At 70.6% G+C, this 14,834-nt stretch carries 10 protein-coding genes; 1 reads left to right on the top strand and 9 read right to left on the bottom strand.

What is annotated here, in order from left to right:
• Nucleotides 1-14 precede the first annotated feature (14 nt).
• Complete coding sequence (locus HDA39_RS08715; RefSeq protein ID WP_184794719.1) at nucleotides 15-905, top strand: hypothetical protein; 891 nt, start codon at nucleotides 15-17, stop codon at nucleotides 903-905.
• Between the two features lie 8 nt (nucleotides 906-913).
• On the opposite strand, the gene HDA39_RS08710 is transcribed toward HDA39_RS08715, so the two are convergent.
• The 9 genes from HDA39_RS08710 to uvrA all read right to left on the bottom strand — a co-directional run bounded on the left by HDA39_RS08710 (nucleotide 914) and on the right by uvrA (nucleotide 14,811).
• Nucleotides 914-1,243, bottom strand: coding sequence for a hypothetical protein (locus HDA39_RS08710; RefSeq protein WP_184794718.1), 330 nt, complete (start codon nucleotides 1,241-1,243; stop codon nucleotides 914-916).
• A complete protein-coding gene (locus HDA39_RS08705) occupies nucleotides 1,236-1,859 on the bottom strand; it encodes an HD domain-containing protein (protein ID WP_184794717.1) in 624 nt (207 codons plus the stop codon). The genes HDA39_RS08710 and HDA39_RS08705 overlap by 8 nt, the downstream gene beginning before the upstream one ends.
• On the bottom strand, nucleotides 1,856-2,122 hold the full coding sequence (locus HDA39_RS08700; protein WP_184794716.1) for a hypothetical protein: 267 nt from the start codon (nucleotides 2,120-2,122) through the stop codon (nucleotides 1,856-1,858). The genes HDA39_RS08705 and HDA39_RS08700 overlap by 4 nt, the downstream gene beginning before the upstream one ends.
• Nucleotides 2,115-9,920 carry a DNA/RNA non-specific endonuclease gene (locus tag HDA39_RS43120; RefSeq protein ID WP_184794715.1) on the bottom strand — a complete coding sequence of 2,602 codons (7,806 nt, stop codon included), beginning with the start codon at nucleotides 9,918-9,920 and terminating at the stop codon, nucleotides 2,115-2,117. Before HDA39_RS43120 ends, HDA39_RS08700 begins: the two co-directional genes overlap by 8 nt.
• Nucleotides 9,921-9,939: 19 nt before the next feature.
• A complete protein-coding gene (locus HDA39_RS08690) occupies nucleotides 9,940-10,347 on the bottom strand; it encodes a DUF6507 family protein (protein WP_184794714.1) in 408 nt (135 codons plus the stop codon).
• A gap of 158 nt (nucleotides 10,348-10,505) precedes the next feature.
• Nucleotides 10,506-10,814: a hypothetical protein gene (locus HDA39_RS08685; protein WP_184794713.1), complete on the bottom strand. Its 309-nt coding sequence runs from the start codon at nucleotides 10,812-10,814 to the stop codon at nucleotides 10,506-10,508.
• A 19-nt stretch (nucleotides 10,815-10,833) separates the two neighbouring features.
• Nucleotides 10,834-11,154 (bottom strand): hypothetical protein, encoded by a 321-nt coding sequence (locus tag HDA39_RS08680; protein WP_184794712.1) that lies wholly within the window; start codon nucleotides 11,152-11,154, stop codon nucleotides 10,834-10,836.
• A gap of 131 nt (nucleotides 11,155-11,285) precedes the next feature.
• Nucleotides 11,286-11,630, bottom strand: a complete 345-nt coding sequence (locus HDA39_RS08675; protein WP_202892914.1) for a hypothetical protein — start codon at nucleotides 11,628-11,630, stop codon at nucleotides 11,286-11,288.
• Nucleotides 11,631-11,772: 142 nt separating this feature from the next.
• Nucleotides 11,773-14,811 carry an excinuclease ABC subunit UvrA gene (gene uvrA, locus HDA39_RS08670; RefSeq protein WP_184794711.1) on the bottom strand — a complete coding sequence of 1,013 codons (3,039 nt, stop codon included), beginning with the start codon at nucleotides 14,809-14,811 and terminating at the stop codon, nucleotides 11,773-11,775.
• Nucleotides 14,812-14,834 lie beyond the last annotated feature (23 nt).

The raw sequence follows: 14,834 nt of genomic DNA, 5'->3' as shown, positions 1-14,834 counted from the left end.
GCGGCTCACTACCGATGACCGATACACCGTTCGACCCGCGGCAGGTGCTGGACCTGGTCGCCGACCTGCTCCCGGTACTCCTGCCGGACGCCGAGCTGGACCCGGCCGGGCCGATCGTCAAGCTGCGCTGGAGCCGCGGGGGCCTGGTCTCCAGCGCGGAGGTCGGGCTGACCGAGCTGGTCGATCGATGCCGTCAGCAACCGAACCACCTGTGGCCGCGCACCGTCGACGACTGGCTGCGCGCCGTCGTCGCCGAGATCGGTATCGCCACCGACGAGCACCTGTACGGCGCGGTCGCCGACCGTCAGCGCGTCACCCTGCGTCCGCAGGGCTGGACGGCGTCGTACGACAGCGTGCTGGCCGGCCTCAGCGTCCCGTTCGGCCGGTACTTCGAGATCGTCTTCGGCATCCAGAGCGGCCCCGACTGGCACCGGCTCACGCAGGTCCGCCGCGTCATGCACGGACTCCACCTGCCCGGCAGCCCGTCCGGGCTCGAACTCACGCTGAACGGGCTGAACGGCCTGGTGCTGCAGGCGGTTCCCGGTACGCCGTACCAGCGGTTCGTGCGCCCCGGCGACCAGACGGTTGGTTTGGCTTTGGTCGACCACGAGCAGCTCCTGCCCGGCGGCGGCAAGGGCCGCGGATCCGTGCTGGCACTGCCGTCGACCAACCAGCTGGTGGTCTGCCCGGTGGACCGCAAACAGGACATGCAGGCCCGCCTCGACGAGTTCGCCCGCTGGGTCGCCAAGGAGCACGCCGACGCCGCGGACCCCTGCTCCCCCGGCGTCTACTGGCTGGTCGGCGAACTCCTCGCGGAACTGCCCGTCGACCTGGACCGCTCCCCCGCCGTCACGCTTCCGAAGGCGCTGAAAACCTCGGCCTGGCGGCGGTTCCGCAACCGCTGAAGGCCGTCTCAGTCGTCGTCATCGTCGTCGTCGTCGTCCGGCTCTTCCGGGCGACGGGTTGCGCCGGCCGCCTTGAGCGCCTTCGCCTCGGTCAGCGCGTCCTCGTAGGACTCCCAGCCCGGCGACTCGTAGACCATCGGGTCGCTGACCAGGAAGGTCTGGTTGGTGAAGCCGTCCGGCGACACGAAGATCAGCCAGTCCTCGTACGGGTGGATCTGGTAACCCTTGAAGTCGGCCGCTGTGTAGCGCTGCGTTCCTTCCGGCAGGTCCTCGTTGTGGTACTCGGCCAGCCGCGCGCACGCGCGCTCCAGCACGTCCTGCTCGATGCCCTCAGGCATTGCGGGTTTCCTCCTGGTCGTCGTCAGCCAGCCGGCTGAAGTGCTGCTGCCACTGCTCGAACAATGGCACGAACTGCGGCGCCCCGGCCGTCAACGGCACGAACCGGCGGACCGTCTCGGCGTAGTACCGGCGTTGCTTGTCGGGCCGTGGGTGGGTGTCGAGCGCCTGCACGTTGCTGTAGCGGTCGGACAGCTTCACCAGCAGGACATCGGGCTCCGCCTGCTCGAAGGACCGCAGGTACGCGTCGCGGACCTCGGCGGGGTCGTCGCCCGGGCCGGGCTCGGGTTTCGTGACGGCCGCGACGAGTTCCGCCGTACGCCGGCCGAACCGGTCCTCGATCTCGCCGACGGTGCCGGAGGTGTCCTCCGCGACGTCGTGCAGCAGCACAGCGCTCAGGACGTCGCGATCCGTCGTACCGCCGGCCTCGACCGCGACCTGCAACGCCTGCAGCAGGTGCTCGACGTACGGCTCGCCGGCCGGACGGACCTGGTCACCGTGCCAGTCCGCCGCGGCCCGGTAGACCAGGGCCAGGTGGTCGACGACCTCGGTCGGCAAACGGTCGCGCAGCGGCTGCTCCGCGTCCGTCCAGACCCGCCACGCGTCGAACACCTTCACGCGGTACCCCCAGCTCCTTTCGTGGCCAGCATCACCTTGTAGTCCTCCCAGAACGGCAGCCGCGAGGCCGGCTCGTCCGGCCGGATCTCCTCGCGCTCCAGCTGGGCCGGGATCTCCAGGTCGTCGAGCGTGTCGAACGCGTCCAGCACCGCCTCGTCGAACCCGGCGCGGTCGGCGTACCGGCGGCCGTCGATCACGGCCACCGCCTCCCACCGGTCGTTGCGCCGGACCTGGACCGTGCTCAGCATCAGGGGATCAGCCATGGTTCAGCCCTCGGTTCTCGATCTGCTCCAGCGCCGCGGCTTCCTCGAACATCCGCGCCACCTTCGCCTGCTCGGCCGCGTCCACCGCGAGGTACGGCTTGTAGATCGTGTTGTGGTTGATGTCCGCCGCGATCGAGGCGCGCCGGGTGGTCAGCTGCAGCTCGAAGGTGTAGACCTGCCCGCCGTGCTCGACCTTCACGATCATCGGCACCACCCGGTACGCCGGGTTGTGCGCCTTCGGCTGGGCGTACATGTTCTCCACCTCGAGGATGCGGCCCTCGTCCCCGAAACCGTAGTGCCCACGCACCCGCTCGATCACCTCGGCCAACTGCGCGGTGTCCTCCACGGTGATCCGCGCCCCGATCGCGTCGATCACGTCCCCGACCTTGTACTGCGGCCGCGGCGCGCGCCCGTCGTTCCCGGCCACCATCCGCTGGACCTTGTCGATCAGCCCTGCCGCGTCCTTGGTCCGCACGCTGACGGACGCGTCGAGCCCCTCGACGACACTCCGGACCTCGCTCTCCACGACCGAGTCCGCCGCCATCAACCGCCGCTGGTACTCCCGCACCTGCGCCAGCTCCGCCTTCGACGGCTCTGCCCCGACGGCCCGCGCCGGGTCGTGCACCTGAGACTCCCGCACGAACGCGTCCTTCCGCGTCGTCCCGTCCGGCAACTTGTTGACCGCGTCAGGGATCGGCTCGAACAGCGTCCCCTGGCCAGGGTTCTCATCGAGGAACTGCAGTAGCGGCTTGTCTTTCAGGACGCGCCCGTCGGCCAGCTCCTTGATCGTGTCGAGCGTCCCCTGCCGCGACCAGGGACGCCGCAGAGCGTCGGTCACGTTCAGCTTGTGCGGATCGGCGACGAGCTTCTTCACCACCGAGGAGGCCTCGGGATGCGCCGGCATGGTGCTGTCGACATCACGCCCGATCGCGTCGAGCACCTCCCGCTCACCTGGCGGCAGGTCGGCGTGGTCGGAAGACCCGAAGTCGGCCGGACGGTTGTCGCCAGGGTTGTGCGTCCCCGGGTCGTGCTGGTTCCCGGGCTGGTGGTGGTTCCCAGGCTGGTGGTGGTTCTCCGGCTGGTGGTGGTTCCCAGGCTGCTGGTTCCCCTGCTGCTGGTTCCCCTGCTGCTGGTCCTGTCCCGGCTGCTGACGCGTGCCGTGCTGCTCGGGTCCACCCAGCTGCCGGTGATCCCCTTGCTGGTGCGGCGCAGGCGTCTGCTCTCCACCCGGCTGCCGATGACCCTGCGACCACTCAGCTCGCGGATCCACCGGCCCGTCCACACGATGCGGCTGAGTCGGCGAGGCCTCGCGCCGCGACCACTCCACCCGAGGATCAACCGGCTGACGCGGGCTCGACTGCTCAGGATCAAGCCTGCGCCCGATCTCGCCCTCACCAGGCACGTTGCCGTCCTGGTGAGGATGCGGCTGAGCATGCTCCCGATCCCACCGAGCAGCACCCTCAGGATCCAACGCCCGCTCAATCCGCGACGGCCCCTCGGCCCGTGGCACGTCGGCGCGACCCTCAGGATCAAGCCTGCGCCCGATCTCGCCCTCGCCGGGCACGTTGCCGTCCTGGTGAGGATGCGGCTGAGCATGCTCCCGATCCCACCGAGCAGCACCCTCAGGATCCAACGCCCGCTCAATCCGCGACGGCCCCTCCGCCCGCGGCACGTCAGCGCGCCCCTCAGGATCAAGCCTCCGCCCGATCTCGCCCTCGCCGGGCACCTTCCCATCCTGATGCGGATGCGGCTGCTCGGGATCAAGCCTCCGCCCAATCTCGCCCTCACCAGGAACCTTCCCATCCTGATGCGGATGTGGCTCCGGCGTGTGCGTCGGCTGATGCGGCGGCATCGGCTCTCCCGGCCGACCCTCCACGTGCTGGCTCGGCGTGTGCTGCTGAGCCGGGTTGTGCGGCTGCTGCGGTGCATGCTGAGCAGGCTGGTGCGGCGGCATCGGCTGCCCCGGCTGACCAGGCGCGTACTGACCCGGCTGCTGCGGGTGCTGCGCCGGGTCATGCGGCGCATGCGTCGGCTGCTGCGGCGCGTGGTGCGACTGAGCAGGCTGATGCGGCGCATGCGGCTGCTGGTGCTGCGGCTGCGTCGGCTGCCCCGGATGCTGCTGCGGTGCATGCGGCTGAGCCGGCTGCTGGTGCTGCGCCGGGTTGTACGGCTGCTGGGGTTGCGTCGGCTGCCCCGGATGCTGCTGGGGCGCGTGCGGCTGGGCCGGCTGCTGCGGGTAGTGCTGCGGCTGGCTCGGCTGCTGGTGCTGCGGTTGTTGGTGCTGCGCAGGCGGCTGCTGCGGTGCGTACTGCGGCTGCGTCGGCTGCTGCGGCGCGTGCGTCGGCATCGGCGGTACCTGCTGCGGCGGCTGGTGCGGCGCATGGGTCGGCATCGGCGGCACCTGCTGGGTCGGCTGGGCCGGGTTGTGCGGCGCGTGTGTCGGCATCGGCGGGTTGGTGTGCGCGAACGCGTCGACCTTCTGGCTCGGCGCGAGCGGCGACGTCCAGGCGCCACCCGGCTCGCGCACCATCACCTCGAGGTCGTTGAAGGTGCCGTTCTTGCCGTACTGCGGCGGCCACGGACCGGTCTTGCCGCTCTGGTTGTCGGCCCAGCGGACGACGCCCTTCTCGTCGACGAACGCGTTGAACCAGTGCCCACCACCAGGCGGCAGGGTGCCGTCCGGCAGTTGACCCTTATGCCACGAACCGCCGACGATCGCGACCGTGCCCGGCGGCTTGCCCTTCAGGCTGTCCTCGATCTGCTTCATCGCGGCGTCGGTGTACTCGCGGCCCGGTTTCGCGCCCGGGACGTCGATCCGCCCCGGCCGGATGCCGGTGTACTCGTACATCTCCCGCCGCTCACCCGGCGGCCTGCGCAGATCACCGTTGGCCAGGCGCGGCTCACGACCCTGCAGATTGTCGGCGAAGGCCCGGCTGGAGTCACCGCAGTTGTTACGGAACGCGGCCAGCTTCGACTTGAAGTACGGGTTGCCCCGCTTGATCCACTTGTCGACGTTCTTCAGCGGGTTGTCGCCGAGCGCACGCCGCAACCGGTTCGCCAGCCGGCTGTCCGGGTCGAACGTGTTGTACCGGTTCGGCTCGACCTGATGCCGCTGCTCCCCCGGCCGCCCGTGAACCGGCGGGTCCGTCGCCTCAGGAGCCCGCTGGTTCGCGTCGTTCCACTCGGCCGAATCCGGGTGCCGAGAGGTCAGATCCTGATCCCCGGACCGGTTGCTCGCTGCGTCGCCGTCGGTCCGCGGCGCATCCACGTCCGCCCGCGGAGCATCCGCGTCGGTACGCGGTGCATCCCTGTCGGTACGCGGTGCATCCCTGTCGGTACGCGGTGCGTCGCCGTCGGTCCGCGGGGCGTCAGGCCCGTCGGCGCCGTCGTGCGACCGAGTACTAGGCGCGTCGCCCGGCTGCCGCGTACTAGGAGCGTCGTCCGGACGCCGAGTGCTCGGCGCATCCGAGTCGCCGCGCGAGGAAGGGCGCTCGCCATCCGCCCGGTTGTGAGGCGCATCGGAGTCACCCCGCGAATGCGGAGCATCCGAGTCCCCACGCGTCCGAGGCGCGTCGGCATCGGCCCGGTTCGTCGGCGCGTGCGAGTCCCCACGGTTGTGTGGCGCGTCCGCGTCACCACGGTGGTGCGGCGCATCCGCGTCACCACGGTGGTGCGGCGCATCCGCATCGCCGCGGGTCCGAGGAGCGTCGGCATCGCCGCGCGTCGACGGGCCATCGCCGTCAGCGCGATTGTTCGGGGCGTCGGAGTCGCCGCGCGAGTGCGGAGCATCCGAGTCCCCACGCGTCCGAGGCGCGTCGGCATCGGCCCGGTTCGTCGGCCCATCCGCGTCACCACGGTTGTGCGGCGCGTCCGCGTCACCGCGCGTCCGAGGAGCGTCCGCGTCACCGCGCGTCCGAGGAGCGTCCGCGTCGCCTCGCGTCGAGGGGCCATCGCCGTCAGCACGGTTGTTCGGCGCGTCGGAGTCACCGCGTGAGTGCGGCGCATCCGCGTCGCCGCGGTTGGCCGGTGCATCGGCGTCCCCGCGGGTGCTCGGTGCATCCGCGCCACCACGCGAGGTCGGCGCGTCGGCGTCACCACGGTTGGCCGGCGCATCCGCGTCACCACGGTTGGCCGGTGCATCGGCGTCCCCGCGGGTGCTCGGTGCATCCGCGCCACCACGCGAGGTCGGCGCGTCGGCGTCACCACGGTTGGCCGGCGCATCCGCGTCACCACGGTTGGCCGGTGCATCGGCGTCCCCGCGGGTGCTCGGTGCATCCGCGCCACCACGCGAGGTCGGCGCGTCGGCGTCACCACGGTTGGCCGGCGCATCCGCCTCACCACGCGTGTTCGGCGCGTCGGCATCCCCACGCGTGTTCGGCGCGTCGGGCGTGTTCGTCCGCGGGCTGTCCGGCGTACTGGTGCCTCGGGACTCCGGGGCTCCGGTGTGGGGAGCGTCCGGGGTGTTCAGGTCGGGCGCGTCGGCGCCTTGGAAGACGTCGTCCTTCGGGTGCTTGAAGACGTCGATCTTCTTGTTCGGGTAGCGGTCGTACTTCACGCCACCCTTGTTGTCGAAGTTGCGGCCACCCGCCCAGACCGTGTTGCCCTGCTTGTCCTTGATCGCGAACGTGACCTGGACGTTGTCCGGACGCGGCTTGCCGACCGGGAGCGGGGTCACCTGGACCTCGACCTCATGACCCTTCTGGATCCAGGTCTCCCACTCGTTCTCCATCTTCTTCCACGCGCTGACGTTGAAGTTCTTCGTCTGCGGGAACATGTAGTTCCGCTTCTGATCGGCGAAGAACCGGTGCCCGATGCCGTGACCGGCGTCGTCACCGGTTACACCTCGGCCACGTGCGGCATCCTGCTCCGTGCCGTGGCGAGCCTGGCCGGGATGGACCTCGGTCAGCCTCGCCATCATCGTGCGGGGCAAGCCGTTCTGGTCGCTGATCCAGCGAGCCAGGTTCGCGTTGTTGGGATTGCTGTCCCGTATCCAGCCGGTGTCGTCGTACTCGGGTGCGTCGGAGTCGCTGTCGTGGTGACCCGAGCCGTCGCGCTCCGGCCGGCGGAACCAGTCGAAGTCGTCGTCCCCACCGCGCGCCGGCGCACCGCCGGGGCTGTTCGGCGGCGGCGTGCTGCCGAAGTCCGGCTCGTCGGCGCCGTTCCTTGGCGCGTCCGACCGGGCGGCCGGGCGCGAGGGGGTCGACGGCGTGTTCGGCGTGCGCGGTCCACCGGTGTGGGCGTGCACCGGCGGCGGAACCACCGTCGGCTGCACGGGGTCCCCGGTCCGCGCGGCCGGAGCGTCCGTCCGCGGGGCGTCCGGGGCGTCGGTCCGGGGAGCGTCGGGCGCGTGGTGCGCGGCCGGGGCGTCCGGAGTCCGCGGTACGTCGGGCGTCTGGGTGCTCGGCGAGTCCGGCGTCCGCGGAGCATCCGGGGTGTGGGTGCGCGGGGTGTCCAGGGTGTGGGTGCTCGGCGAGTCCGGCGTCCGCGGCGCATCGGGCGTCCGCGGAGCATCCGGGGTGTGGGTGCGCGGGGTGTCCGGGGTGTGGGTGCTCGGCGAGTCCGGCGTGCGCGGGCTGTCGGGCGTGTGCGTCCGCGGAGTGTCCGGCGTGTGAGTGCTCGGCGAATCCGGCGTGTGCCGGGCTGCCGGGGCGTCGGGCGTGTGCGTCCGAGGTGCGTCCGGCGTACGGGGTGCGTCCGGCGTGTGATGCGTCGCCGGAGCGTCCGGCGTACGGGGTGCGTCCGGCGTGTGGTGCGCCGCCGGGGCGTCGGGAGTGTTGGTCCGCGGGCTGTCGGGCGAGTGGTGGCTCGGCGCGTCCGGGGTGTGGGTCGGGGAGTCCGGCGTCCGGCTGCCCGGCGTGGTCTGGCCGTCGGCGTGTGAGGACGGTGACGAGTCGCCATGGCTCGACGGGCTGTCGCCGTGCGAGCTCGGGGAATCGCTGTGCGAGCTCGGGCTGTCCGCGCGCGACGGTGAGTCGCTGTGCGACGTGCTCGAGCTGTCGCTGTGGGAGCTCGAGGAATCGCTGTGCGAACCGCTCGAGCTGTCGCTGTGCGAACCGGTCGAGCTGTCGCCACGCGACGCAGGGCTGTCCGAGTGCGACGCAGGACCATCCGACTGCGAGGCCGGTCCATCGGAGCGCGAGGCCGGGCTGTCGCTGTGCGAGGCCGGTCCGTCCGAGTGCGGCGCGGGGCCGTCCGAGTGCGACGCCGGGCCGTCCGAGTGCGACGCGGGCGCGTCCGAGGACGGGCTGTCGGAGCGGGACGAGTTGTCCGTGTGGGCCGGCGAGTCGGCCTGGCGGCCGGGGGCGTCGTTGTGTGCGGCGGGCGCATCGTTGTGCGACGCCGGCGCGTCCGACTGCGAAGCCGGCGAATCCGAGTGCGACGCGGGGCTGTCGCCGCCGGTGGGCGAGCTCGGGCTGTCCGAGTGTCCGCCGTTGAAGTCCGTGCCACTCGACGGGCTGCTGGGACTGTCGACATGGCTCGGCGCGGACGTCGTACTGGAGTTGTGCGCGCCGACCGAGGCGGGCGTGTTCGGTACGTCGACGCCGCCGGCGTGCGAGATGCCGCCGGCCCGCGAGGTCGGGATGTCCAGGCCGCTGAACTTGGCCAGGCCGCCGATCACCGGGGCGTTGCCGACCTTGATCACCAGGTCGGAGACCTTCGGCAGCTTCAGCGCGGTGTTCAGCGCGAGCTGGCCGGGGCGGAGCTTGCCGGCGATGTTCACCGCGACGTCGGCGCCCTTGGCCACCTTCGCCGCGGCGGCGCCGTACTTGCCGCCGATCGCGGCCGCGCGGACACCGCCCGCGGCACCACCGGTACCGATGGTGGTGATCACGTTGAAGCCGACCTGGCCGAGCGCGCGCCCGGGGTCCTCGCCCCACATGTCCCAGGCGACCATGCCCTTGAGCACGGTGATGCCGACGTTGTCCAGGTACGCCGCGGTCTCCGGGAAGGCCGCGTGCATGAAGACCGCCGCGCCGGGGATCGCGTACATCGCCGCGGAGGCGAGCGTCAGGCCGACGCCCTTCCAGGCGTTACCGGCGTCGCTCCAGCCCTGCAGCTCGTGACCGAAGATGCTGTTCACGCCCAGCGACTTGAGCAGCGGCTGGATCGGGATCAGCGTGGTGAGGGCGTCCAGCGTGCCGAGCAGGCCGTCGACGAACACACCCTTGAGCACGCCACCGACGAAGTCGACCGCGTCCTCGTACCAGGGCGCGTCGTACTCCAGCGGCTTGCCCCACGGCGGGTCCTTCTCCTCCTCGCCCTTATCCTCCGGCGGCTTCTCGCCCTCGCGGAGGCCGCTGTCCTCCCACTTCTTGCCGCCGTACAGCGCGGCGATCGCGTTCGCGCACTTGCGCTCGGCGGCGCTGACCGCGTCGAGGTGGCCCTGGAGGTCCTTGTGGAGCTGGTTCTCCTCGTTGACCCAGTCCTCGTTGTCGTCGATCTCGTCCTCGGGGGTGTCGCCGACCTTGCGCTTCCAGGCGTCCGCGCGCTGGCGGACCGAGGCCAGTCCCGACTTGTCGTCGGAGACGTCGGACACGAAGGTGTGCAGCGCCGAACCGATCTTGCCGAGGTTCGGGCCGAACAGCTCGCCCTCCTGCTTCACCGGCAGCATCGCCGCGGCGAGCAGGTGGGTCTCGGGTCCCTTGGCGTAGTTCGTCTCGATGTTGCTCCGGAACTTCTTCTCCAGATTCACACCGATGGTCTTGATCTCCTCGCCGACCGCGGAGAGATCGTTGGCCGCCTTGGTGACCTCTTCGAGGTTGCCCTCGAACTTCGGGATGCCCTCGGGCTTGATCATCTGTTCGTCTCCCCCGGGGTCAGACGGCGCGGTTGCTGGACGGTGGCTGCTGCTCGGCGCGGGCAGCGGAGGCGGCGCTGCGGATCACCGAGCGCGGGTCGACACCCTCGGCCAGCTGGATGCCCCGCTGGGCGGCCAGGGCCATCTCCTGGTGGCCGTTGGCCAGGGCGGTCAGCGCGTTGACGGTGCCCTTCATGACGTCACCGGTGTGCTTGACCATGCCGGGCAGCGAGTCCTTCCACTTCTCGACGAACTCGCCGATCGCGATCCCGATCGGGCCGCCCTTGCCGTTCAGCGAGGCCTGCGTGCCGGCGGTCTGCAGCCCGTTGCTGAGCTTCGTGCCGATCGCCTCGAAGCCGGCCGCATCGGTCTGCATGCCCTTCAGCCCGTTCATCGCCGCCGTCGCCTCGACAGTCCAGTTGACCATGCCTCTACCTCTCGCCGCCCCGCGCAGGGCTCACCCGTGAACTTCGTCGTACGAACTGCCAGGCCGTCGTCGTCGACGGCACCACCGGGGGGCCGTACGCGCGAGACCGCGCGCCGGCCGCCGACCTGGTGGGGAGCCTCAGCCGGCTCCCCCGCGGATCAGGTGTTGCCGATGTCGGTGACGGCCTTCGAGGCCGCCTTGAACGCGGTGTCCGCGTGCGTGTCGAACTCGGCCAGCGTGGACGACAGCGACTTGATGATGCCCTGGACCTCGGTGGCGGCGGAGTTGAACTTCTCCTCGACCGCGCCGTAGTCGTCCATCACCTTGGTCATCGTCGCGTCGCCGCGCATCGCCTTCACGTTCGCCTGGTGCTGCGCGATCAGCGACTCGATCTGCGCCGAGAGGCTCTTGATCGCGGCCTGGGTCTCGCCGCTGGCGCCGCTGTCGTAGCTGTTGCGTCCGGTCATCTGCCTGTGTCTCCCCGTCTCAGCGCTTGTTGAACTTGGCGCCGTCGAAGTTCGCCGCGCCTTCACTCTTCTTGGCGGCCTGGGCCATGTCGCTCATACCGGTCTGGGTCGCGGCGTCCATGCCCTGCTGACCCTTGTTGATCGCGGCGAGGCCCGCGTTCAGGTCGGCGGCGATACCGTCCACCCGGCCCTTGAAGCTCATGAAGGCGTCATGCCCGCTACCCTGCAGCTTGCCCTCCAGCGGCTGTGCCGCCGCGGCCAGGCGCTTGACCAGACCACCGAGGTCCTGGGTCTTGCCACCCGTCTTCTTGGCCAGGGTGCCGAGGGTGTCCTTACCCATGCTCCAACGCTGTCCCACGATTGCTGTCCCTCCGAAGTGGTCCGCCGACTGCCGTCCTGCTCACCATAGACGCGGCCGGGGTCGCATCCGGTTCCCTGCCAAAGGCCTGGATCCTTGCTGTGGCAGGTGGTTCAGGTCCGCGGCGGCGTAGGCGGCCGCGGTGTGCCGCTGGGCGGCGGGGTCCCGGTCGAGTCCGGTGTCCCGGACGGCGTACCGCTCGGCCCGGGAGTCGCCGGAGAACTGGGGCTCGGGGCAACGGGTCCGTTCGGCCCCTTGCTCTTGGAGTCCTGGATGAACGAGTAGCCGACGCAGCCGGCACACACCACCGCGGCGACCGCCGCACTCGCGAACAGCTTGGTGACGCCCTCGTCGAGCGTGTTGCGCGACCGGGCGGAACCGAACAGCCAGGCCTCCCGCAGCCGCCGGCGCCGTACGGCGACCGACTCGATCAGCTGGGTGTCGTACTGCCGCGACACATGCACCCCTTCGGTCCGCTACCTCGTCCGCGCCCAATCTAAACGCTTGAGGGGTTACCGCTGCCCACCACCCCGGACACTTCCAGCAGAACGCAAAGGTGGGCGGACCGAACCGGTCCGCCCACCTACGCAGCTTCGGTGATCAGCGTTTGGCTGCCGCCTTGCGGGCCGGTGTCTTCTTGGCGGCGGTCGTCTTCGTCGCCGCTGTGGTCTTCTTCACAGCCACCGCCTTCTTCACAGCAGCTGTCTTCTTCGCGGGGGCCTTCTTGGCCGCCGTCTTCTTCGCCGCCGGCCTGACCGTGGCCTCGGCCGCCTTCTTCGCGCTCGGCTTCGCGGCCCGCCCGTGCAGGATCTCGGCCAGGAACTGCCCCGTGTACGACGCCGGGTTGGCCGCGACCTCCTCCGGCGTCCCCTCGGCCACCAGCGTGCCGCCGCGGCGGCCGCCTTCGGGTCCGAGGTCGACGATCCAGTCGGCGGTCTTGATCACGTCCAGGTTGTGCTCGATGACGAGCACCGAGTTGCCCTTGTCAACCAATCCGCCCAGGACGCCGAGCAGCTTGCGGATGTCCTCGAAGTGCAGACCCGTGGTCGGCTCGTCGAGCACGTACACCGTCCGCCCGGTCGAGCGCTTCTGCAGCTCCGAGGCCAGCTTCACCCGCTGGGCCTCACCGCCGGACAGCGTCGGGGCCGGCTGGCCGAGCCGGACGTAGCCCAGGCCGACCTCGTTCAGCGTCTTGAGGTGCCGGGAGATCGCCGGGATGGCGGCGAAGAACTCGGCCGCCTCCTCGATCGGCATGTCCAGGATGTCGGACACGGTCTTGTTCTTGTAGTGCACCTCGAGCGTCTCGCGGTTGTACCGCGCGCCGTGGCAGACCTCGCACGGGACGTAGACGTCGGGCAGGAAGTTCATCTCGATCTTCAGCGTGCCGTCACCGGAGCAGGCCTCGCACCGGCCGCCCTTGACGTTGAACGAGAACCGGCCCTGCTGGTACCCGCGGACCTTCGCCTCGGGCGTGTCCGCGAACAGCTTGCGGACGTGGTCCCAGACCCCGGTGTACGTCGCCGGGTTGGACCGCGGCGTGCGCCCGATCGGCGACTGGTCGACGTGGATCACCTTGTCGACCTGGTCCAGGCCGGAGATCTTGGTGTGCCGGCCGGGGACCGCGCGGGCGCCGTAGATCTGGCGGGCCAGCGACGTGTAGAGGATGTCGTTGACCAGCGTCGACTTGCCGGAGCCGGACACACCGGTCACCGCGACGAACACCCCGAGCGGGATGGTCACGTCGATGTCCTGCAGGTTGTGCTCGCGGGCGCCGTACACCGTCAGCTCGCGGCCCTCGGTGAGCGGGCGGCGGACCGGCGGGATCGGGATCTCGCGGCGGCCCGAGATGTAGGCGCCGGTGATCGAGTCCGGGTGGTTGCGCAGGTCCTCGACGGTGCCGGAGACGACGACCTGGCCGCCGTGCTCACCGGCGCCCGGGCCGATGTCGACCACCCAGTCGGCGTGGTCGATGGTGTCCTCGTCGTGCTCGACGACGATCAGCGTGTTGCCCAGGTCCTTCAGCCGGACCAGGGTGTCGATCAGCCGCCGGTTGTCGCGCTGGTGCAGACCGATCGACGGCTCGTCCAGCACGTACAGCACGCCGACCAGACCGGAGCCGATCTGCGTCGCGAGCCGGATCCGCTGCGCCTCGCCGCCGGACAGCGAACCGGCCGGCCGGTTCAGCGCCAGGTAGTCCAGGCCGACGTCGAGCAGGAACCGCAGCCGCTCGCCGATCTCCTTGGTGACCCGCTCCGCGATCTGCTTCTCCCGCGGGGTCAGGTCCAGGTCGACCAGGAAGCCGTGCACCTCGTCGATCGACATCGCGCTGATCTCGGCGATGTTCCGGCCGCCGAGGGTGACGGCGAGCGAGATCGGCTTCAGCCGGGCGCCGTTGCAGGTCAGGCACGGGACCTCGCGCATGTACTCCTCGAAGCGCTCCCGGCTGGTGTCGCTGGACGCCTCCGCGTGCCGGCGCTCGACGTACGGGATGACGCCTTCGAAGGTGGTGTAGTACGAGCGCTCGCGGCCGTAGCGGTTCTTGTACGAGACGTGGACCTGGCGGTCGTGCCCGCTGAGCAGCGCCTTCTGCGCCTTGGCCGGCAGCTCGCCGAACGGCGTGCTCGACTTGATCTTCAGGTCCTTGGCGAGCGCGCTCAGCAGCCGCTCGAAGTACTGCGAGACGTTCGCGCCGGACCACGGCTGGATCGCGCCGTCGTCGAGCGACTTCGACGGGTCCGGGACCAGCAGCTCCGGGTCGACCTCCATCCGGGTGCCCAGACCCGAGCACGCCGGGCAGGCGCCGTACGGCGAGTTGAACGAGAACGAGCGCGGCTCGAGCTCGTCCAGCTGCAGGGGGTGGTCGTTCGGGCAGGCCAGCTTCTCGCTGAAGCGGCGCTCCCGGTACGGGTCGTTCTCCTCGAGGTCGACGAAGTCCAGCGTCACGATGCCGCCGGACAGGCCGAGCGCGGTCTCGACCGAGTCGGTCAGCCGCCGCTTGGCCGAGCCCTTCACCGCGAGCCGGTCGATGACGACGTCGATCGTGTGCTTCTTCTGCTTGTCGAGCTTCGGCGGCTCGGTCAGCTGGATCGTCTCGCCGTCGACCCGCGCCCGGGAGAAGCCCTGGCCGCTCAGCTGCCGGAAGAGGTCGAGGTACTCCCCCTTGCGGCCGCGGATCACCGGCGCGAGCACCTGGAAGCGGGTGCCCTCGTCGAGCTCCAGCACCCGGTCGACGATCTGCTGCGGGGTCTGCTTGGCGATCGCCTCGCCGCACTCGGGGCAGTGCGGCCGGCCGGCCCGCGCGAACAGCAGCCGCAGGTAGTCGTAGACCTCGGTGATCGTGCCCACGGTGGAGCGCGGGTTGCGCGAGGTGGACTTCTGGTCGATCGAGACGGCCGGTGACAGGCCCTCGATGAAGTCGACGTCGGGCTTGTCCATCTGGCCGAGGAACTGCCGGGCGTACGCGGACAGGGACTCCACGTAGCGGCGCTGGCCCTCGGCGAAGATCGTGTCGAAGGCCAGGCTGGACTTGCCGGACCCGGACAGACCGGTGAAAACGATCATGGCGTCGCGCGGCAGGTCGAGCGAGACGTCCTTCAGGTTGTGCTCACGCGCTCCACGCACGATCAGACGGTCAGACACAAGCTCACTCTCAGCCGTTCGAA

It is taken from the genome of Kribbella italica, assembly GCF_014205135.1.
GTDB classification, from domain to species: domain Bacteria; phylum Actinomycetota; class Actinomycetes; order Propionibacteriales; family Kribbellaceae; genus Kribbella; species Kribbella italica.
The sequence above is the reverse complement of the archived record's forward strand: the minus strand, read 5'-3'. Positions and strand labels throughout refer to the sequence as shown.